The 20,200-nt window shown below is 60.1% G+C and carries 17 protein-coding genes; 8 read left to right on the top strand and 9 right to left on the bottom strand.

Translation table 11 applies throughout. The features are described from left to right. Window positions 1-23: 23 nt before the first annotated feature. The 7 genes from ispC to rpsB form a co-directional block, all read right to left on the bottom strand. Window positions 24-1,214 (bottom strand): 1-deoxy-D-xylulose-5-phosphate reductoisomerase, encoded by a 1,191-nt coding sequence (gene ispC, locus JBO08_RS02870; protein ID WP_065872571.1) that lies wholly within the window; start codon window positions 1,212-1,214, stop codon window positions 24-26. Then, the gene (locus JBO08_RS02865) at window positions 1,211-2,017 is read right to left on the bottom strand and encodes a phosphatidate cytidylyltransferase (RefSeq protein ID WP_065872443.1); all 807 of its coding nucleotides are present in this window, start codon (window positions 2,015-2,017) and stop codon (window positions 1,211-1,213) included. Before JBO08_RS02865 ends, ispC begins: the two co-directional genes overlap by 4 nt. Continuing rightward, window positions 2,018-2,773, bottom strand: coding sequence for a polyprenyl diphosphate synthase (gene uppS, locus JBO08_RS02860; protein ID WP_065872444.1), 756 nt, complete (start codon window positions 2,771-2,773; stop codon window positions 2,018-2,020). A 17-nt stretch (window positions 2,774-2,790) separates the two neighbouring features. Further along, window positions 2,791-3,348 (bottom strand): ribosome recycling factor, encoded by a 558-nt coding sequence (gene frr / locus JBO08_RS02855; RefSeq protein WP_049709667.1) that lies wholly within the window; start codon window positions 3,346-3,348, stop codon window positions 2,791-2,793. After that, window positions 3,345-4,088, bottom strand: coding sequence for a UMP kinase (gene pyrH / locus JBO08_RS02850; protein ID WP_003172271.1), 744 nt, complete (start codon window positions 4,086-4,088; stop codon window positions 3,345-3,347). The genes frr and pyrH overlap by 4 nt, the downstream gene beginning before the upstream one ends. Window positions 4,089-4,298: 210 nt before the next feature. Further along, complete coding sequence (gene tsf / locus JBO08_RS02845) at window positions 4,299-5,162, bottom strand: translation elongation factor Ts (protein WP_065890112.1); 864 nt, start codon at window positions 5,160-5,162, stop codon at window positions 4,299-4,301. Window positions 5,163-5,354: 192 nt separating this feature from the next. Continuing rightward, window positions 5,355-6,092 (bottom strand): 30S ribosomal protein S2, encoded by a 738-nt coding sequence (gene rpsB, locus JBO08_RS02840; protein WP_049709669.1) that lies wholly within the window; start codon window positions 6,090-6,092, stop codon window positions 5,355-5,357. A gap of 387 nt (window positions 6,093-6,479) precedes the next feature. Between rpsB and map the strand changes: the two genes are divergently transcribed. From map to dapC, 3 genes are all read left to right on the top strand, one after another. Then, on the top strand, window positions 6,480-7,274 hold the full coding sequence (gene map / locus JBO08_RS02835) for a type I methionyl aminopeptidase (protein WP_065872446.1): 795 nt from the start codon (window positions 6,480-6,482) through the stop codon (window positions 7,272-7,274). 64 nt (window positions 7,275-7,338) lie between these two features. Then, window positions 7,339-10,041 (top strand): [protein-PII] uridylyltransferase, encoded by a 2,703-nt coding sequence (locus tag JBO08_RS02830; RefSeq protein WP_065872447.1) that lies wholly within the window; start codon window positions 7,339-7,341, stop codon window positions 10,039-10,041. A 143-nt stretch (window positions 10,042-10,184) separates the two neighbouring features. Next, the gene (gene dapC, locus JBO08_RS02825; protein WP_065872448.1) at window positions 10,185-11,384 is read left to right on the top strand and encodes a succinyldiaminopimelate transaminase; all 1,200 of its coding nucleotides are present in this window, start codon (window positions 10,185-10,187) and stop codon (window positions 11,382-11,384) included. A gap of 12 nt (window positions 11,385-11,396) precedes the next feature. Here dapC and JBO08_RS02820 read toward each other — a convergent pair whose 3' ends face one another. Continuing rightward, window positions 11,397-13,040, bottom strand: a complete 1,644-nt coding sequence (locus JBO08_RS02820) for a Na+/H+ antiporter (protein ID WP_220074538.1) — start codon at window positions 13,038-13,040, stop codon at window positions 11,397-11,399. Between the two features lie 253 nt (window positions 13,041-13,293). On the opposite strand from JBO08_RS02820, the gene JBO08_RS02815 reads away from it, so the two are divergent. The 4 genes from JBO08_RS02815 to JBO08_RS02800 all read left to right on the top strand — a co-directional run bounded on the left by JBO08_RS02815 (window position 13,294) and on the right by JBO08_RS02800 (window position 16,349). Continuing rightward, entirely contained in the window at window positions 13,294-13,602 is a 309-nt protein-coding gene (locus tag JBO08_RS02815) for an arsenate reductase (RefSeq protein ID WP_231984831.1), read from the top strand. Between the two features lie 32 nt (window positions 13,603-13,634). Then, complete coding sequence (gene dapD / locus JBO08_RS02810; protein WP_065872450.1) at window positions 13,635-14,669, top strand: 2,3,4,5-tetrahydropyridine-2,6-dicarboxylate N-succinyltransferase; 1,035 nt, start codon at window positions 13,635-13,637, stop codon at window positions 14,667-14,669. Between the two features lie 64 nt (window positions 14,670-14,733). Then, complete coding sequence (locus JBO08_RS02805; protein WP_065872451.1) at window positions 14,734-15,939, top strand: aminotransferase class V-fold PLP-dependent enzyme; 1,206 nt, start codon at window positions 14,734-14,736, stop codon at window positions 15,937-15,939. Continuing rightward, window positions 15,936-16,349 (top strand): SufE family protein, encoded by a 414-nt coding sequence (locus JBO08_RS02800; RefSeq protein ID WP_220074539.1) that lies wholly within the window; start codon window positions 15,936-15,938, stop codon window positions 16,347-16,349. The genes JBO08_RS02805 and JBO08_RS02800 overlap by 4 nt, the downstream gene beginning before the upstream one ends. 44 nt (window positions 16,350-16,393) lie before the next feature. Here the strand turns inward: JBO08_RS02800 and tcdA are convergent, their stop codons facing one another. Further along, the gene (tcdA, locus tag JBO08_RS02795) at window positions 16,394-17,203 is read right to left on the bottom strand and encodes a tRNA cyclic N6-threonylcarbamoyladenosine(37) synthase TcdA (protein WP_405045933.1); all 810 of its coding nucleotides are present in this window, start codon (window positions 17,201-17,203) and stop codon (window positions 16,394-16,396) included. Window positions 17,204-17,420: 217 nt separating this feature from the next. On the opposite strand from tcdA, the gene JBO08_RS02790 reads away from it, so the two are divergent. Further along, window positions 17,421-20,012 carry a glycosyltransferase gene (locus JBO08_RS02790; RefSeq protein ID WP_220074541.1) on the top strand — a complete coding sequence of 864 codons (2,592 nt, stop codon included), beginning with the start codon at window positions 17,421-17,423 and terminating at the stop codon, window positions 20,010-20,012. The last annotated feature ends 188 nt before the right edge of the window (window positions 20,013-20,200 follow it).

Raw genomic sequence — 20,200 nt, 5'->3', positions numbered from 1 at the left:
AGAGGCTCAAACCCGCCCAAAGACTAACGCGCGTTCCGGCTCAACCATTGCCCAGCCAGGGCTCGAGCCTTGGTATCAGCCTCGAATACCGCCCCCAGATCATTCACCGCCACGACAGGTTCAAGCGCCAGGACGTCCTCGATGATACTCGCGATCTGCGGAAAGCGGATGCGCCGTTCGAGAAACGCTGCCACAGCCACTTCGTTGGCTGCATTAAGCATCGCCGGCGCGCTGTTACCCGCTTCGGCAGCTTGCCGCGCCAGGCGCAGGCAAGGAAAGCGCTGCTCGTCCGGCGCTTCGAAGTCCAGGCGGGCCACGGCAAACAGGTCCAAAGGCGCCACGCCGGAATCAATCCGCTCCGGCCAGGCCAGGGCATTGGCGATAGGGGTGCGCATATCGGGATTGCCCAACTGCGCCAACACCGAACCGTCCACGTAATCAACCAGCGAATGAATCACACTTTGCGGGTGAATCACCACCTCGACCTGATCCGGGCGCGCATCGAACAGCCAGCACGCCTCGATCAACTCAAGGCCCTTGTTCATCATGCTCGCCGAATCCACCGAGATCTTTCGCCCCATGGACCAGTTCGGATGAGCGCACGCCTGATCGGGCGAGACATGCTCCAGCTCAGCCAACGGAGTTTGCCGGAACGGACCACCAGAGGCCGTCAGCAGGATCCGGCGCACGCCAACCTGGCTCAAGCCGCGCGCATAGTCACCGGGCATGCACTGGAAGATTGCATTGTGCTCACTGTCCAGGGGTAGCAATACGGCGCCGCTTTTGCGCACCGCCTGCATAAACAGTGCGCCGGACATCACCAGCGCTTCTTTATTGGCCAGCAGGATCTTCTTGCCGGCATCGACGGCAGCCAGGGTCGGACGCAAACCGGCTGCACCGACAATAGCGGCGACTACGGTATCCACGTCAGCGTCAGCCGAGACCTGGCACAACCCCTCCTCCCCCACCAACACCTGAGTGGCAAGCCCGGCAGCCCGCAGGTCATCCTGCAGCCCCCGAGCCAGAGCGGCTTCGGGCACTACGGCAAAGCGCGGCGAATGACGCACGCACAAGGCCAGCAGCTCGCTCAAGCGGGTAAACCCGGTGAGGGCGAAGACTTGATAGCGATCAGGATGACGCGCAATCACGTCAAGGGTACTCAGCCCTACCGAGCCGGTTGCACCCAGCACGGTTACTTGTTGCAGGCGGCTCACGAAGCCGTCATCCACAACAGCACGGCGAAGATTGGAATGGCCGCGGTCAAGCTGTCGATGCGGTCCAGCACGCCGCCATGGCCCGGCAGCAGGTTGCTGCTGTCCTTGATCCCGGCCTGGCGCTTGAACATGCTTTCAGTGAGGTCGCCCACCACCGAAATGAACACCACGATGGCCGTGGCCACCAGCGCCAGCAAAATTTCCTTCACCGACCAGCCACGCACAACGCCGACGACCAGCGCGATCACCAGCGTCAACGCGAGACCACCATAAACGCCTTCCCAGCTTTTGCCAGGGCTGACTGCCGGCGCCAACTTGCGCTTGCCGAAGGCCCGGCCCGAGAAGTAGGCACCGATATCCGCCCCCCAGACCAGCACCATCACGGCCAGGATCAGCCAGTTACCCATAGGGTAACGCTTGATTTCAACCAGCCCTTGCCACGCCGGTAAGAGGATCAACACGCCAATCACCAGCTTGCAGGCAACGCTGGACCACTTGCCGCTGGTACGCGGGTAAGTCAACACAAGGAACGTCGCCAGCGCCCACCACAGCACCGCCGCCCCCAACACCCAGGGCGCAATGTCCGGCAGGATGTACAAGAGAAACGCCAAGGCAGCCACGACAGCGGCATACACCACACGCGGCAACTGCGCGCTGAAACCCGCCAGGCGCGCCCATTCCCAGGCACCCAGCGTCACGACCAGGCCGATAAACAGCGCAAAGCCGGAACCCTCGAGCAGGAAAAACCCACACAAGGCGATCGGCAACAGGATCAGTGCTGTGATGATTCGTTGTTTAAGCATTTAAACCCGGGCTCCAGCTTCGATCTGCTCGCTCGTTTTACCGAAGCGACGTTGACGGGAAGCGAAATCAGCCAGTGCTTTACGCATGGCATCGTGTTTGAAGTCCGGCCAGAACAGGTCGGAGAAGTACAGCTCGGTATAGGCCAGCTGCCACAACAGGAAATTGCTGATGCGGTGCTCACCACCGGTACGGATGCACAAGTCAGGCAACGGCAGGTCGCCGGTAACCAGGCAGGTTTGCAACAGTTCGGGCGTGATGTCGTCGGGACGCAGATGACCGGCCTGCACTTCGCGGGCGAGCCGCTGTGCAGCCTGGGCGATGTCCCACTGGCCACCGTAGTTGGCTGCGATCTGCAGCACAAAACGGTCGGCGCCGGCGGTAATAGCCTCGGCTTCGCGCATGGCGGCTTGCAGCTCCGGGTGGAAGCGCGAGCGATCACCGATGATACGCAGGCTGATATTGTTGTCGTTGAGGCGCTTGGCCTCACGACGCAAGGCCTTGAAGAACAGATCCATCAAGGCACTGACTTCTTCGGCGGGCCGCTGCCAGTTCTCACTGGAGAAGGCGAACAAGGTCAACACTTCGACCTTGGCCTCGGCACACACCTCAATTACAGCCCGTACCGCATCGACACCCGCTTTATGCCCGGCGACACCCGGCATAAAGCGTTTCTTCGCCCAGCGATTATTCCCATCCATGATGATCGCGACATGGCGCGGCACCACGGAGGGTACAGTCTGCTTGGTCTTTTCCATGAAGGCGTCCTGACCCCTTATACGGCCATCAGGTCCTTTTCTTTTTCTTCCGTGGCCTTAGTGATCTGGGCCTCGGCATCTTTGGTCAGCTTGTCGATATCGGCAACGGCACGGCGCTCTTCGTCTTCGCTGATTTCCTTGTCCTTGACCAGCTTCTTCAGATCACCCAAGGCATCACGGCGAATGTTGCGCACGGCAACCCGCGCATCTTCAGCTGCGCTGCGCGCCTGCTTGGTGAAGCCCTTGCGGGTTTCTTCAGTCAGGGCTGGCATGGAGATCAGCAGCAACTCGCCCAGGTTGGTCGGGTTGAGGTTCAGACCGGCGCTCTGGATGGCCTTGTCGACGGCGCCGAGCATGTTGCGCTCAAAGGCGACGACTTGCAGGGTGCGCGAGTCTTTTACAGTGATGTTGGCCACTTGGGTGATGGAGGTATCTGCGCCGTAATACGGCACCATCACGCTGCCCAGAATGCTTGGGTGAGCCTTGCCTGTACGAATCTGACCAAATGCATGGTTCAGGGAGTCCAGGGATTTCTGCATACGCTCTTGAGCGTCTTTCTTGATTTCGTTGATCATTGTTGGCCTTCCTCGATCAGAGTCCCTTCTGCGCCGCCGTGTACGATATTCAGCAGGGCACCGGGTTTGTTCATGTTAAATACGCGTAGTGGCATCTTGTGGTCGCGGCACAGGCAAATAGCCGTCAGGTCCATCACGCCCAGTTTGCGATCCAGCACTTCATCGTAGGTCAGATGATCGAACTTCTCGGCATGCGGGTCTTTGAATGGATCTGCGGTGTAAACGCCGTCTACCTTGGTCGCCTTGAGCACCACGTCAGCATCGATTTCGATGGCGCGCAGGCACGCTGCCGAGTCGGTGGTGAAGAACGGGTTACCTGTGCCAGCGGCGAAGATCACCACTTCCTTGGCGTTCAGGTGGCGCATGGCTTTGCGGCGGTCATAGTGATCGGTCACGCCGACCATGGAAATAGCCGACATCACGATAGCCGAGATATTGGCGCGCTCCAGGGCGTCGCGCATAGCCAAGGCGTTCATCACAGTGGCCAGCATGCCCATGTGGTCGCCCGTGACCCGATCCATGCCGGCCGCACTCAGTGCCGCGCCGCGGAACAGGTTACCGCCGCCGATCACCAGGCCGACCTGAACGCCGATACCGACCAGTTGGCCGACTTCCAGCGCCATGCGGTCGAGCACTTTGGGATCGATCCCGAACTCTTCCGAGCCCATGAGGGCCTCGCCGCTAAGCTTGAGTAGAATGCGTTTATAGCGAGCCTGATAACCACTGCCCTGCTGAGCCATTGCGAATCTCTCCTGCGGCGTATTTTTAAAAATTCTTGGCGAGCCGTTTACGGCTTGCGTTCACTCTAGCTGGACGCTGCTACAGCGCCATCGGAACACGGCTTTGTAAGCCAGTTCCGAAGGGATGCCAATCAAAATCGGCCTTCCCATTTGAAAAGAGGCTGCGCGCGTGAGCGGGCAGCCTCTTTCGGGCGACAGTTGAAAACTGTCTTATTGCTTGGCGGCAGCCAGCTGGGCAGCAACTTCTTCAGCGAAGTTGTCGACCGGCTTCTCGATGCCTTCGCCTACTTTGAAGTAGGTGAAGGAAACGATTTCAGCACCGGCTTTCTTAGCCAGCTCGCCAACCTTGATTTCAGGGTTCTTGACGAACGCCTGCTCAACCAGGCTCGCTTCAGCCAGGAACTTGCTGATACGGCCTTTGACCATGTTCTCAACAATGTTTTCTGGCTTGCCTTTGATTTTTTCTTCGTTCAGCTGCAGGAAAACAGCCTTTTCACGCTCGATGGCTTCGGCAGAAACTTCCGAAGGCAGCAGGAACTCAGGGTTGCTGGCCGCTACGTGCATAGCGATGTCTTTGGCCAGCTCAACGTCGCCGCCTTTGAGGACAACAGCAACGCCGATTTTGTTACCGTGCAGGTAACCACCAACCACATCACCTTCAACGCGGGTCAGGCGACGGATGTTGACGTTTTCGCCAACCTTGCCGACCAGTACCAGGCGATCAGCTTCCTGAGCAGCGATCAGCGGAGCGACGTCAGTCAGTTTGTCGGCGAACGCTTTATCAACGCTGGCGGCAACAAATGCCTTGAAGTCGTCCTGCAGGGCCAGGAAGTCGGTCTGCGAGTTCACTTCCAGCAGAACAGCAGATTTGCCGTCTTCTTTCAGAGCGATAGCGCCTTCAGCAGCCACGTTGCCTGCTTTCTTGGCAGCCTTGATGGCGCCGGAAGCACGCATGTCATCAATGGCTTTTTCGATGTCGCCGTCAGCCTTTTCCAGGGCTTTCTTGCAATCCATCATGCCTTCGCCGGTACGCTCACGCAGTTCTTTAACCAACGCTGCAGTAATTGCTGCCATTTTCAAATTCCTCTTGGATAGGTTTTCAACCACTCCACCCGATCGAACGGGGGATCAATTCTTCCCGAACCACCCTTGTTAGCCGCTGCACGTTACAGATGTTGTAGCTGCGCTGCCGACAAATGGTTTTCGAGGTGGCAAAAAGGGGGCCAAGCCCCCTTTTTGCTTACTGAGTCAACGCCAGGGCGTCAATTACTCAGCTGCGGCTACCGGAGCTTCTTCAACGAACTGCTCGGCACCACCAGCAACGTGGTTGCGACCACGGATTACAGCGTCAGCCATCGAACCCATGTACAGCTGGATAGCGCGGATTGCGTCATCGTTGCCTGGGATGATGTAGTCAACGCCTTCCGGGCTGCTGTTGGTATCGACTACGCCGATAACAGGGATGCCCAGCTTGTTGGCTTCGGTGATCGCGATGCGCTCGTGATCAACGTCGATAACGAACAGTGCGTCAGGCAGACCGCCCATGTCCTTGATACCACCCAGGGAACGATCGAGCTTTTCCAGGTCGCGAGTGCGCATCAGCGCCTCTTTCTTGGTCAGCTTGGCGAAAGTACCGTCTTCGGCTTGCACTTCAAGGTCACGCAGACGCTTGATGGAAGCACGGATGGTTTTGAAGTTGGTGAGCATGCCGCCCAACCAGCGGTGATCGACGTACGGCGAACCGCAACGTGCTGCTTCTTCAGCAACGATCTTGCCAGCGGAACGCTTGGTGCCGACGAACAGAATCTTGTTTTTGCCCTGGGCCAGGCGCTCTACGAAAGTCAAAGCTTCGTTGAACATTGGCAGGGTTTTTTCAAGGTTGATAATGTGGATCTTGTTACGCGCGCCGAAAATGTATTTACCCATTTTCGGGTTCCAGTAACGGGTCTGGTGACCGAAGTGCACACCGGCCTTCAGCATATCGCGCATGTTGACTTGGGACATGATAGTTCCTTAATAAGTCGGGTTTGGCCTCCACGTATCCCAATGACCAACCAGCGGCTTCAAGGCCTCCGGCACCCAGGTCATCGTGTCGACACGTGTGTGGATTTAAGCTCTGCGGGGTATCCCCGGAAAGCGGCGCATTTTATACCACAGCATCGGCAAAAACGGAACACGCAATCACATTTGCCGCAGGGTGCTTTCGTGTAACCCCTTGAATAGAGCTCACATAGCCCTACCTTATAGAGAGAAGCGATCATCAGAGGCTCATGATTTGACGCCATCGTCTGTTAGAATCGCGTTTTTTGTGGCTTGTGCGAATTCTGTAACCTTTTGTCGCACGCCCGTAAACCGTATTGATTTCAGCGCGTCGCGCTAGAGAGAGCCTGTATGACCGTTAGTTTGAAAACCGCCGAAGACATCGCCGGCATGCGCATCGCCGGCAAACTGGCTGCCGACGTGCTGGAAATGATCGCCGAGCACGTCAAGCCCGGCGTGACCACCGAGACCCTGAACCAGATCTGCCATGACTATATCGTCAACGTGCAGGGCGCTATCCCTGCGCCGTTGAACTACAAGGGCTTCCCCAAGTCGATCTGCACCTCGGTCAACCACGTGGTCTGCCACGGGATTCCGGGTGACAAACCGTTGAAGGACGGCGACACCCTGAACATCGACGTTACCGTGATCAAGGACCGCTACTTCGGCGACACCAGCCGCATGTTCCACGTCGGCACTGTGCCGGTCTGGGCCGAGCGCCTGTCCCAGGTGACCCAGGAATGCATGTACAAGGCCATCGAAATCGTCAAACCCGGTTGCCGCCTGGGCGACATCGGCGAAGTGATCCAGAAGCACGCTGAAAAGAACGGCTTCTCGGTGGTGCGCGAATTCTGCGGCCACGGTATCGGCACCGTGTTCCACGAAGAGCCACAGATCCTGCACTACGGCCGCGCCGGCACTGGCATGGAGCTCAAGGCAGGCATGACCTTCACCATCGAGCCGATGATCAACCAAGGCAAGGCCGATACCAAAGTGCTGGGCGACGGCTGGACCGCCATCACCAAGGACCGCAAGCTCTCGGCCCAGTGGGAACACACCCTGCTGGTCACCGAAACCGGCTACGAGATCTTCACCCTGCGCGCCGACGACACAATCCCGCGCACTTCCGGTGCTGCGTCGGCGTAACGGTTGCTCAGGTTTTCCCCCACTGTGTTGTGACTGACTGATAGATAGAAAGGAAAGCCGATCGATGCCCCAGGTGGATCCCGAACTCTTCGACCGTGGCCAGTTCCAGGCCGAACTGGCCCTGAAGGCGAGCCCCATCGCCGCGTTCAAGAAAGCTATCCGCCAGGCCCGCGAGGTGCTCGATGCGCGCTTTCGCAGCGGCCGGGACATCCGTCGGTTGATCGAGGACCGCGCCTGGTTTGTCGATAACATCCTGCAAAAGGCATGGGAACAGTTCAACTGGAGCGAAGACGCCGACATCGCCCTGGTGGCGGTCGGCGGCTACGGACGTGGCGAGTTGCACCCCTACTCCGACATTGACCTGCTGATCCTGCTGGACAGCGCCGACCATGAGATCTTTCGCGATTCCATCGAGCGTTTTCTGACGCTGTTGTGGGACATAGGCTTGGAAGTCGGCCAGAGCGTGCGCTCGGTCGACGAATGCGCCGAAGAGGCCCGCGCCGACCTCACGGTGATCACCAACCTGATGGAAAGCCGCACCATTGCCGGCCCCGAGCGCCTGCGCCAGCGCATGCTCGAAGTCACCAGCACCGCGCACATGTGGCCGAGCAAGGACTTCTTCCTGGCCAAGCGCGCCGAGCAAAAGGCCCGGCATCACAAGTACAACGACACCGAATACAACCTGGAACCCAACGTCAAAGGCTCACCGGGCGGGCTGCGGGATATCCAGACGATTTTGTGGGTTGCCCGCCGCCAATACGGCACCTTGAACCTGCGGGCACTGGCCGGCGAAGGTTTCCTGGTAGAAAGCGAGAACGCCCTGCTGGCCTCCTCCCAGGAGTTCCTGTGGAAGGTGCGCTACGCCCTGCACATGCTCGCGGGGCGCTCCGAAGACCGCCTGCTGTTCGATCATCAGCGCTCCATCGCCACCTTGCTGGGGTTTGAAGGCGAGGACGCAAAGACCAGCATCGAAAGCTTCATGCAGCAGTATTACCGGGTGGTCATGAGCATTGCCCAGCTCAGCGACCTGATCATCCAGCACTTCGAAGAGGTGATCCTGGCCCCTGAAGACGAAGCGCCGCCGCAACCGATCAACTCGCGTTTCCAACTGCACGACGGCTATATCGAAGCGCGCAACGACAATGTGTTCCGCCGCACGCCGTTCGCCATGCTGGAAATCTTCGTGCTGATGGCCCAGCAGCCGGAGATAAAAGGCGTGCGCGCCGACACCATTCGCCTGCTGCGGGAAAACCGTCACCTGATCGACGACGATTTCCGTAACGATATCCGCAATACCAGCCTGTTTATCGAGCTGTTCAAGTGCAAGATCGGCATCCACCGCAACCTGCGCCGGATGAACCGTTACGGCATCCTTGGGCGCTATCTGCCTGAGTTCGGCTTTATCGTCGGGCAAATGCAGCACGACCTGTTCCACATCTATACCGTGGATGCGCACACCCTGAACCTGATCAAGCACCTGCGTAAGTTGCAGTACACCCAGGTGTCAGAGAAATTCCCGCTGGCCAGTAAGCTGATGGCCAAGTTGCCCAAGCCCGAGCTGATCTACCTGGCCGGCTTGTACCATGACATTGGCAAGGGCCGGCATGGCGACCATTCCGAGATTGGTGCGGTGGATGCCGAGGCGTTCTGCCAGCGCCACCAGTTGCCGCTGTGGGACAGCCGCCTGATCGTGTGGCTGGTGCAGAACCATTTGGTGATGTCGACCACCGCCCAACGCAAGGACCTGTCCGACCCGCAGGTGATCCACGACTTCGCACAGACCGTCGGCGATGAAACCCACCTCGACTACCTGTACGTCTTGACCGTCTCCGACATCAACGCCACCAACCCGACGCTGTGGAACTCCTGGCGCGCCAGCCTGCTGCGCCAGCTGTACACCGAGACCAAGCGCGCCCTGCGCCGCGGCCTGGAAAACCCGGTGGACCGCGAAGAGCAGATCCGCCGCACCCAAAGCGCGGCGCTGGACATATTGGTGCGCGGCGGCAACGACCCGGACGACGTCGAGCAGCTGTGGTCGCAACTGGGTGACGATTATTTCCTGCGCCACACCGCTGGCGACGTGGCCTGGCACACTGACGCGATCCTGCAGCAGCCGGCCGATGGCGGCCCGCTGGTGCTGATCAAGGAAACCACCCAGCGCGAATTCGAGGGCGGTACGCAGATCTTCATTTATGCGCCGGACCAGCATGACTTCTTCGCTGTGACGGTGGCCGCCATGGACCAGCTCAACCTGAACATCCATGACGCCCGCGTGATTACCTCCAGCAGTCAGTTCACTCTTGACACTTATATCGTGCTCGACACCGATGGCGACTCCATTGGTGACAACCCAGCACGCGTGAAAAAGATCCGCGAAGGCCTTACCGAGGCCCTGCGCAACCCTGACGACTACCCGACCATCATCCAGCGCCGGGTGCCGCGCCAGCTCAAGCATTTTGCGTTTGCGCCCCAGGTGACCATCTCCAACGACGCCCAGCGCCCGGTGACGGTGCTGGAACTCAGCGCCCCGGATCGCCCGGGCCTGCTGGCGCGGATCGGTGGGATTTTCCTGGAGTTCGACCTGTCGTTGCAGAATGCCAAGATTGCAACCCTCGGCGAGCGCGTGGAAGACGTGTTCTTCATCACCGACGCCGACAACCAGCCGCTGTCCGACCCGGAGCTGTGCCGCCGCTTGCAGGAAGCCATCGAGCAGCAATTAAGCGTGACCCAGGAACCGAACGTCGAGCTGACGCGCCTGACTATTTGAATTTTTAACTTTGTAAACACGATCCCTGTGGGAGCTGGCTTGCCTGCGATGGCATCGCTGCGGAGTCTCTGGTGTACCGCGGCGTCCCCATCGCAGGCAAGCCAGCTCCCACAAAGTCCGTGTTCACCGTGATAGAGGCTTACATGAACAACGCCCTGAACCAGCTGCAGCCCTACCCGTTCGAGAAACTGCGCGCCCTGCTGGGCAGTGTTACGCCGACCCCGGATAAGCGCCCGATCGCGCTGTCCATCGGCGAGCCGAAGCACAAATCCCCGACCTTCGTGGCCGAAGCGCTGAGCAATAACCTTGACCAGATGGCCGTGTACCCGACCACCCTGGGCATCCCCGCGCTGCGCGAGGCCATCGGCGCCTGGTGCGAGCGCCGCTTCGATGTGCCCGAGGGCTGGCTCGACCCGGCGCGCAACATCTTGCCGGTCAACGGCACGCGTGAAGCGCTGTTCGCCTTCACCCAAACCGTGGTCAATCGCGGCGACGACGCGCTGGTGGTGAGCCCGAACCCGTTCTACCAGATCTACGAAGGCGCCGCGTTCCTGGCCGGGGCCAAGCCGCACTACCTGCCGTGCCTGGACGCCAATGGCTTCAACCCGGATTTCGACGCCGTGACGCCGGACGTCTGGAAACGCTGCCAGATCCTGTTCCTGTGCTCCCCCGGCAACCCGACCGGCGCGCTGATACCGGTCGACACCCTGAAAAAACTCATCGCCCTGGCCGACGAATACGACTTCGTGATCGCTGCCGACGAATGCTACAGCGAACTCTACTTCGACGAGCACACCCCGCCGCCGGGCCTGTTGAGTGCCTGCGTCGAGCTGGGTCGCCAGGACTTCAAGCGTTGCGTGGTGTTCCACAGCCTGTCCAAGCGCTCCAACCTGCCAGGCCTACGCTCCGGTTTTGTGGCCGGCGACGCCGACATCCTCAAGGCTTTCCTGCTGTACCGCACCTACCACGGTTGCGCGATGCCGGTGCAAACCCAACTGGCGAGCATTGCTGCCTGGCAGGACGAAGCCCACGTGCAGGCCAACCGTGATCTGTACCGCGAGAAATTCGATGCGGTGCTGGCGATCCTCAAGCCAGTACTGGACGTGCAAAACCCCGACGGCGGTTTCTACCTGTGGCCGAATGTCGAAGGTGATGACGCCGCTTTCTGCCGGGATCTGTTCGTAGAGGAACATGTCACTGTGGTGCCAGGTTCGTACCTGTCGCGGGAAGTCGACGGCTTCAACCCCGGCGCCGGGCGTGTGCGCATGGCGTTGGTTGCCCCCTTGGCGGAGTGTGTGGAAGCGGCGGAGCGGATTCGCGATTTTATTCAGCGTCGCCGCTAATGGCCTTATGGGTCATTTCACATGACCCAGATTAGCCTCACTCATATCCAGCTCGGCCAACACCTCCCTCAAGACGTCGTCACCAATCTGGCGATGACGGCTCAAGCTATACAACTCCAAGCGCTGCGCGCGCAGGGCCTTCAGACGCAATTTGCGCTCAAGCAGGTCCATCTGCCGCGCCAGCGCCTGGGCTTCAGCTGAATCATTGAACACCTCCAACTGATGGCGGTATTCCGACATCAGGCGAGCCTTGAGTTCGGTCGCCAGCGCAGCCTGGGCGGCGTCCTGGGTTTCGCTTTGCGCCGAGTCTTCGGCCTCCAGCGCGTGGATTGCAGCCACTGCGGTCTTTTTCCAGGCCTCGCGCACTTCGTTGTGGCGCTTTTCATCGGGGCTTTTTTCGATGCCGCGCAACAACAGGGGCAAGGCGATGCACGCGGCGATCAGCGACAGCAGGATCACTCCGGCAGCAATAAAGATCAGCAAGTCGCGCTCGGGGAAATCCTGGCCCGGCGCCAGCAGCAACGGCACTGACATCACACCCGCCAGCGTCACCGCACCGCGCACACCACCGACGGTCAGCAGCCAGCAGGAGCGCGCAGTCGGCACCAGCGTCAATTCACTTTTCCCACGAATCCGGCGCAATAAACCCGACAGCCGCCAGATGCTCCGCACCCAGATGAAACGCAACACCACCAGCACCAAAAAGATCGCGACCACATCCAGGCAGCGATAAAACAATGTGGGCCACAGCGTCGGTTCGTGACTCACCACGGCCTTAATGATGTCCGGCAGTTGCAGGCCTAGCAGCAGGAAAATCAAGCCGTTGAAGGCAAACTCCAGCAACGACCACACACTGCGATTGAGCAAGCGGGTGCTGGTCTGGCGGGGTAGCAGGTCGAGCCAGCTTTGCATCATGCCCGCCGCCACCGCCGACAAAATGCCCGATGCGCCCAAGCGCTCAGCCAGCACATAGGCGGCGAACGGTAGCAGCAGCATAAACACCACGTGAGTCGCCGGGTCGTCCCAGCCTCGCGCGATCATCCACGCACGTAGTCGCCCGACCAGCCAGCTCAACGCCACCCCCACGGCCAGGCCGCCTAAGGCGACCAACACAAATGTCAGGCTGGCATCCGCCAGGGAAAACACGCCAGTCAACGCCGCCGCCAGGGCAAATTTGAAGGTCACCAGGCCCGACGCATCGTTCATCAGGGCCTCGCCCTGGAGCATATGCATCAGCGGCGTGGGCAGGCGGTTCTGGGAAATGGCCGACACCGCCACGGCGTCCGTCGGTGACAACACAGCCGCCAGGGCGAAGGCCACGGGCAACGGGATCGTAGGCAAAATCCAGTGAATGAAGTAACCGGCACCCACCACGGTGAACAGCACCAGCCCCACCGCCAACGTCAGGATCGGCCCACGCAGGCGCCACAACTCACGCTTGGGCATGCGCCAGCCATCCGAGAACAGCAGCGGCGGCAGGAACAGAAACAGGAACAGCTCCGGGTCCAGCGCCACGTGCAACCCCAACGTGGGCCAGGCCGACAAGGCGCCCGCTGCGATCTGCACCAAGGGTAACGGTAGGGGGATGACACGCCCGACCAGGCGCGAAACGCTGACCAACATCAGTAGGATAAGAACGGTGTAAGCGGTTTGCATAACGCGGGTTTCCCGGACAATCGACTCGCAACGACACATGAGGCAACAACTCGCCGTTGAAGTGCCATATTACGCACCTATGCTGCCGGCTGGCATTTGCACATAAGTCGCACGCCAGCATGACGAGGGGCACCAGAGGCCGCTGGTCGTGGCATAATCCGTAACCTTTCCATTTCATTCGCTCAAAGGGGGCAATTCCTTGACCGCTTCAAGCAAAACGTTGCACCTTTTCGGCATCAAAGCGTGCGACACCATGAAAAAGGCCCGCACCTGGCTCGATGAGCACGCTGTGAGCTATGAGTTCCACGACTATAAAACGGCCGGTATCGACCGCGAGCACTTGACCCAATGGTGCAACGAGCACGGTTGGCAGGTGGTTTTGAACCGTGCGGGCACCACCTTTCGCAAACTCGAAGACGAACGCAAAGCCGATCTCGATCAGTCGAAAGCCATTGAATTGATGCTCGCACAACCCTCGATGATCAAGCGCCCGGTGCTCGATCTCGGTGACAGAACCCTGATTGGCTTCAAGCCAGAAAGTTATTCGGCGGCCCTCAAGTAGGCCAGCCTTCCATTTTTTGTAGAGGTAACACCATGTCCCATTCCCTGTTCAGCCTGGGCTTCGGCGTCGGCACTCAGAACCGCCAAGGTGCTTGGCTGGAAGTGTTTTACGCACAACCGTTGCTCAACCCATCGGCTGAAATCGTCGCGGCCATCGCGCCGATCCTGGGTTACACCGAAGGCAATCAAGCGATCACGTTCACCATCAGCCAAGCACTGCAACTGGCTGATGCGCTCAAAAATGTCGATGCGACCCAAGCCGCGCTGCTCAATCGGCTCGCCGAGAGCCACACCCCGCTGGTCGCCACGTTGCTGGCCGAAGACACCGCACTGACCTCCACGCCTGAGGCTTACCTCAAGCTGCACCTGCTGTCTCACCGCCTGGTCAAGCCACACGGCCTGAGCCTGGCCGGTGTGTTCCCGCAGTTGCCGAACGTAGCCTGGACCAGCCAAGGTGCGATCGACATCAATGAGCTGGCCGAACGCCAGCTGGAAGCCCGCCTGCGCGGCGAACTGCTGGAAGTGTTCTCGGTGGACAAGTTCCCGAAAATGACCGACTACGTGGTGCCGAGCGGTGTGCGTATCGCTGATGCGGCGCGTATCCGCCTGGGCGCCTACGTGGGCGAAGGCACCACCGTGATGCACGAAGGTTTCGTCAACTTCAACGCCGGCACCGAAGGCCCGGGCATGATCGAAGGCCGGGTATCGGCGGGCGTGTTCGTCGGCAAAGGTTCTGACCTGGGCGGCGGTTGCTCCACCATGGGCACCCTGTCGGGTGGCGGCAACATTGTGATCAAGGTCGGCGAAGGCTGCCTGATCGGCGCCAACGCCGGTATTGGTATCCCATTGGGCGACCGCAACACCGTGGAATCGGGCCTGTACGTGACGGCCGGGACCAAGGTTGCGCTGCTGGACGAGCAGAACCAATTGGTCAAAGTGGTCAAGGCGCGCGAGCTGGCCGGCCAGCCAGACCTGCTGTTCCGCCGTAACTCCGAGACCGGTGCCGTGGAGTGCAAAACCCACAAATCGGCTATCGAACTGAACGAAGCGCTGCACGCTCACAACTAAGCAGCCACTCGATGCCACTAGCGGGCCCCTCCCCTGGGGCTCGCTTATACGAGTCTTGATCACCATGCTTGTGCCCTCCCCCTGGCGCGCCGATTTCCCAGCCATCGCCACCCTGCAACGGCAAGACCAGACTTACCTGGACAACGCCGCCACCACGCAAAAACCCCAGGCCTTGTTGGATGCCATCAGCCATTACTACACCAACGGCGCAGCCAATGTGCACCGCGCCCAGCATTTGCCGGGGGCCCATGCGACACAGGCGTTCGAAGACAGTCGCAGCAAGGTCGCGCAATGGTTGAATGCAGGTGACAGCGGGCAGATTGTGTTTACCCACGGCGCGACCTCTGCGCTGAACCTCCTGGCTTATGGCCTGGAGCATTTATTCAATGCGGGCGATGAGATTGTCATCAGCGCCCTCGAGCACCACGCCAACCTGTTGCCGTGGCAGCAATTGGCCAAACGTCGCGCGCTGACGCTGGTGGTATTGCCACTTGGCGAGGACGGCGTGATCGACCTGCAAGCCGCCGCCGAGCTGATCGGCCCGCGCACACGCCTGCTGGCGGTGAGCCAGCTGTCCAACGTACTCGGCGCCTGGCAGCCGCTGGAGGCCCTGCTGGCACTGGCCCAGCCACACGGCGCCCTGACCGTCGTGGACGGCGCCCAAGGCATCGTCCATGGCCGCCACGACGTGCAGGCCCTGGGTTGCGACTTCTACGTATTCTCCAGCCACAAACTGTACGGCCCGGACGGCGTCGGCGTGCTGTTTGGGCGCAATGACGCCCTGCATCACCTGCGCCACTGGCAGTTTGGAGGAGAAATGGTGCAACAAGCCGACTACCACAGCGCCAGTTTCCGTCCCGCGCCGCTGGGTTTCGAGGCCGGCACACCGCCGATTGCCAGCGTGATTGGCCTGGGCGCCAGCCTGGATTACTTGAGTTCGCTGGATCAACAAGCGGTCATCGCCCATGAAGCAGCCCTGCATGACTACCTGTTGCGTGGGCTCAAGGCACGCAATGGCGTGCGCGTGCTGGGTTCGCCGCAGGTGGCGTTGGTCAGTTTTGTGGTCGACGGCGTGCATAACGCCGACCTTGCGCACCTGCTGACCGAACAAGGCATTGCCGTGCGCGCGGGTCATCACTGCGCGATGCCGTTGCTCAAGGCCATGCATCTGTCGGGGGCGATCCGCGTGTCCCTGGCGCTGTATAACGATTCCGATGACCTGGAACGCTTTTTTGAAGCGCTGGACCAGGCCCTGGATATGTTGCGATGAGTGTGCCGGTGGATGCGGTCAGCGCGCTTGAAGCCTTTCAAGCCGTCGGTAGCTGGGAGCAACGCGCGCGGATGTTGATGCAGTGGGGCGAGCGTATGCCGGCCCTGGCGGATGAGGACAAGGTCGACGCCAACCTGGTGCAGGGCTGCGAAAGCCTGGTGTGGTTGGTGGGGCGTTTGCAGGATGGGCATTGGCAGTTTGCGGCGAGCAGCGATGCGCGGATGATTCGCGGGCTGGTGGCGTTGCTGCTGGCGCGGATCAATGGGTTGTCGGCGGCCGAGTTGCAGGCGGTGGATCTGCCTGACTGGTTCAACCAGTTGGGCCTTTCCCGTCAACTGTCACCGTCGCGCAGCAATGGCCTCAATGCGGTATTGCAGCGCATGCGAGCGTTGAGCCGTACACAAAACTAGCTGTGGGAGCGGGCTTGTGTGGGAGCGGTGCACGGCATTAAGGTTTAAGCAGGCTTGACCCGCTCCGACGGCCGCCGCACCCCAGCCACAATCTTGTCCACTGCCTTGGTCGCCGCCACCATGCCGAACGTGGCCGTGACCATCATCACCGCGCCAAACCCACCGGCGCAGTCCAGCTTCACCCCATCCCCGACAAAACTCTTCTGCAAACAAATACTGCCATCCGGCTTGGGATAGCGCAGTTGCTCGGTGGAAAACACGCACGGCACGCTGTAATGGCGGGTCACGGTGCGTGAAAAGCCGTAATCACGACGCAAGGTAGAGCGCACTTTCGACGCCAGCGGGTCATTGAAGGTGCGGTTCAGGTCGCAGACCTGGATCAGCGTCGGGTCGATCTGCCCGCCGGCGCCGCCAGTGGTGATGATCTGGATCTTGCGGCGCTTGCACCAGGCAATCAATGCCGCCTTGGCGTTAACGGCGTCAATGCAGTCGATCACGCAGTCGATATCCGGCGTGATGTACTCGGCCATAGTGTCGCGGGTCACAAAGTCCGCCACCGCATGCACGGTGCAATCCGGGTTGATGCCCTTCAGGCGCTCGGCCATCACCTCGACCTTGGGCTTGCCCACGGTGCTGTCCAGCGCGTGCAACTGGCGGTTGCTGTTGCTGACGCAGACATCGTCCAGATCAAACAGCGAAATTTCGCCCACTCCGCAACGGGCCATGGCTTCCGCCGCCCACGAGCCCACGCCGCCGACGCCGACGATTGCCACATGGGCCGCTTTCAAGCGTTCCAGGCCTTCAATGCCATACAAGCGGGCGACGCCTGCAAACCGTGGATCTTTTGTGCTCATGACCATTACCCCAAAAACCGGCGCGCATTATGGACTACGCAGCGACAAGTTCGAAGCGACAAGCTACAAGTAAAGAACTTAGATGGCCTTTCGCTGACTAATGTCCGGTTTTTCTCTGCTTGCTGTACGGTCAGGGAAGGGCCGGTGTAGGATGCGCGCCGTTCGGCGCAGGCCGACACCTCTTTTCGTTCCACACCTTTTGGAACCTGACATAACCATGGCATCGCGTAAATTTGGACTCAACCTGGTGATCGTGCTGGCAATTGCCGCGCTGTTCACCGGTTTCTGGGCGCTGATCAACCGCCCGGTCACTGCTCCCAACTGGCCTGAGCAGATCTCCGGTTTTTCCTACTCGCCGTTCCAGCAAGGCCAGTACCCACAGAAAAACCAGTTCCCGACCGACGATCAGATGCGTCGTGACCTTGAGATCATGAGCAAGCTGACGGACAACATCCGTACCTACTCGGTCGACGGCACCCTGGGCGACATTCCCAAGTTGGCGGAAGAATTCGGCCTGCGCGTGACATTAGGGATCTGGATCAGCCCGGACCTTGAGCGTAACGAGCGGGAAATCCAGCGCGCCATCGAAATCGCCAACACCTCGCGCAGCGTGGTGCGGGTGGTGGTCGGTAACGAGGCGGTGTTCCGTAAGGACATCACGCCAGAAGCGCTGATCGTGCTGCTGGATCGGGTGCGCGCCGCTGTGAAAGTACCGGTGACGACATCCGAGCAATGGGACATCTGGGAGAAGAACCCACAACTGGCCAAGCACGTCGACCTGATCGCCGCGCACATCCTGCCGTTCTGGGAATACATTCCGATGGACAAGGCCGGCCAGTACGTACTCGACCGCGCCAAGGATCTGAAGAAACTGTTCCCGAAAAAGCCGCTGCTGCTGTCGGAGGTTGGCTGGCCGAGCAACGGGCGCATGCGCGGCGGCAATGAAACGTCGCCGGCCGACCAGGCGATTTACCTGCGTACGCTGGTGAACAAGCTGAACCGTCAGGGCTACAACTACTTCGTGATCGAGGCGTTCGATCAGCCGTGGAAAGTCAGCGACGAAGGCTCGGCCGGCGCTTACTGGGGTGTGTTCAACGGCGCACGCCAGCAGAAATTCAACTTTGAAGGGCCGGTGGTCGCGATCCCGCAATGGCGCGTACTGGCCATCGGCTCGGTCGTACTCGCGCTGCTGTCCTTGACCCTGTTGATGATCGACGGCTCGGCCCTGCGCCAACGTGGCCGGACCTTCCTGACGTTTATCGCGTTCCTGTGCGGTTCGGTGCTGGTGTGGATCGGTTACGACTACAGCCAGCAATACAGCACCTGGTTCAGTGTCACCGTGGGCATCCTCTTGGCCCTTGGCGCCCTGGGCGTGTTTATCGTGTTGCTGACCGAAGCCCACGAACTCGCGGAAGCGGTATGGACTCACAAGCGCCGGCGTGAATTCCTGCCGGTGGAGGGCGAGTCGGACTACCGCCCGAAAGTCTCGATCCATGTGCCGTGCTACAACGAGCCGCCGGAGATGGTCAAACAGACCCTCGACGCCCTGGCCGCCCTCGATTACCCGGACTACGAAGTCCTGATCATCGACAACAACACCAAGGACCCGGCCGTTTGGGAACCGGTGCGTGATTACTGCGAAACCCTGGGCCCACGCTTTAAGTTCTTCCACGTCGCGCCCCTGGCCGGTTTCAAGGGTGGCGCGCTGAACTACCTGATCCCGCACACCGCCAAGGATGCCGAAGTGATCGCGGTGATCGACTCCGACTACTGCGTGTCGCCAAACTGGCTCAAGCACATGGTGCCGCATTTCGCCGACCCGAAAATCGCCGTGGTGCAGTCTCCGCAGGATTACCGCGACCAGAACGAAAGCACCTTCAAGAAGCTCTGCTACGCGGAATACAAAGGCTTCTTCCATATCGGCATGGTCACCCGCAACGACCGCGACGCGATCATCCAGCACGGCACCATGACCATGACCCGTCGCTCGGTGCTCGAAGAACTGGGCTGGGCCGACTGGTGCATCTGTGAAGACGCCGAACTCGGCCTACGTGTATTCGAGAAAGGCCTGTCGGCGGCGTATTACCACGACAGCTACGGCAAGGGCTTGATGCCGGATACCTTTATCGACTTCAAGAAGCAGCGTTTCCGCTGGGCCTACGGTGCGATTCAGATCATCAAGCGTCACACCGCGAGCCTGTTGCGCGGCAAAGACACCGAGCTGACCCGTGGCCAGCGCTACCACTTCCTCGCGGGCTGGTTGCCGTGGGTGGCGGACGGCATGAACATCTTCTTCACCGTTGGCGCGCTGTTGTGGTCGGCGGCGATGATCATCGTGCCGACGCGGGTCGACCCGCCGTTGCTGATTTTCGCGATCCCGCCGTTGGCGCTGTTTGTGTTCAAAGTCGGCAAGATCATCTTCCTGTACCGCCGCGCCGTGGGTGTGAACCTCAAGGATGCGTTCTGTGCAGCCCTGGCCGGTCTGGCGTTGTCACACACCATCGCCAAAGCGGTGTTGTATGGTTTCTTCACCACCAGTATTCCGTTCTTTCGTACACCGAAAAACGCGGATAACCACGGCTTCTGGGTAGCGATTTCCGAAGCCCGTGAAGAGATGTTCATCATGCTGCTGTTGTGGGGCGCGGCGCTGGGGATTTACCTGGTGCAGGGCCTGCCAAGCAATGACATCCGCTTCTGGGTAGTGATGCTGCTGGTGCAGTCGCTGCCGTATGTGGCGGCGCTGATCATGGCGTTCCTGTCTTCGCTGCCGAAACCTTCGGTGAAGGCTGAGCCTGTCACAGCGGTGTAAAAACTTGCGCAATGCACTAAACGGCGGCCTCTGGCCGCCGTTTTGCTATAAGATAACGGCCGTTTTGTTGGATCAGGCAAGCGCCGATTGCCTTATGTGGGAGCAAGCCCGCTCCCACATTAGAATCTCGCCGTTTCAAGTTCTGTATTCCACATTCGTCCTGCGCCCCTTACACGCTTCCGGAGTTT

Source organism: Pseudomonas sp. LAP_36 (genome assembly GCF_019456785.1).
Classification (GTDB): domain Bacteria; phylum Pseudomonadota; class Gammaproteobacteria; order Pseudomonadales; family Pseudomonadaceae; genus Aquipseudomonas; species Aquipseudomonas tritici.
This window is presented reverse-complemented; position numbering and strand designations above follow the sequence as displayed.

What these genes read in the sequence shown, in the direction of transcription:
- JBO08_RS02865 (WP_065872443.1), bottom strand. Translation starts at nt 2,017, where the DNA reads ATGCTTAAACAACGAATCATCACAGCACTGATCCTGTTGCCGATCGCC.
- uppS (WP_065872444.1), bottom strand. Translation starts at nt 2,773, where the DNA reads ATGGAAAAGACCAAGCAGACTGTACCCTCCGTGGTGCCGCGCCATGTC.
- frr (WP_049709667.1), bottom strand. Translation starts at nt 3,348, where the DNA reads ATGATCAACGAAATCAAGAAAGACGCTCAAGAGCGTATGCAGAAATCC.
- pyrH (WP_003172271.1), bottom strand. Translation starts at nt 4,088, where the DNA reads ATGGCTCAGCAGGGCAGTGGTTATCAGGCTCGCTATAAACGCATTCTA.
- tsf (WP_065890112.1), bottom strand. Translation starts at nt 5,162, where the DNA reads ATGGCAGCAATTACTGCAGCGTTGGTTAAAGAACTGCGTGAGCGTACC.
- rpsB (WP_049709669.1), bottom strand. Translation starts at nt 6,092, where the DNA reads ATGTCCCAAGTCAACATGCGCGATATGCTGAAGGCCGGTGTGCACTTC.
- map (WP_065872446.1), top strand. Translation starts at nt 6,480, where the DNA reads ATGACCGTTAGTTTGAAAACCGCCGAAGACATCGCCGGCATGCGCATC.
- JBO08_RS02830 (WP_065872447.1), top strand. Translation starts at nt 7,339, where the DNA reads ATGCCCCAGGTGGATCCCGAACTCTTCGACCGTGGCCAGTTCCAGGCC.
- dapC (WP_065872448.1), top strand. Translation starts at nt 10,185, where the DNA reads ATGAACAACGCCCTGAACCAGCTGCAGCCCTACCCGTTCGAGAAACTG.
- JBO08_RS02820 (WP_220074538.1), bottom strand. Translation starts at nt 13,040, where the DNA reads ATGCAAACCGCTTACACCGTTCTTATCCTACTGATGTTGGTCAGCGTT.
- JBO08_RS02815 (WP_231984831.1), top strand. Translation starts at nt 13,294, where the DNA reads ATGAAAAAGGCCCGCACCTGGCTCGATGAGCACGCTGTGAGCTATGAG.
- dapD (WP_065872450.1), top strand. Translation starts at nt 13,635, where the DNA reads ATGTCCCATTCCCTGTTCAGCCTGGGCTTCGGCGTCGGCACTCAGAAC.
- JBO08_RS02805 (WP_065872451.1), top strand. Translation starts at nt 14,734, where the DNA reads ATGCTTGTGCCCTCCCCCTGGCGCGCCGATTTCCCAGCCATCGCCACC.
- JBO08_RS02800 (WP_220074539.1), top strand. Translation starts at nt 15,936, where the DNA reads ATGAGTGTGCCGGTGGATGCGGTCAGCGCGCTTGAAGCCTTTCAAGCC.
- tcdA (WP_405045933.1), bottom strand. Translation starts at nt 17,203, where the DNA reads ATGAGCACAAAAGATCCACGGTTTGCAGGCGTCGCCCGCTTGTATGGC.
- JBO08_RS02790 (WP_220074541.1), top strand. Translation starts at nt 17,421, where the DNA reads ATGGCATCGCGTAAATTTGGACTCAACCTGGTGATCGTGCTGGCAATT.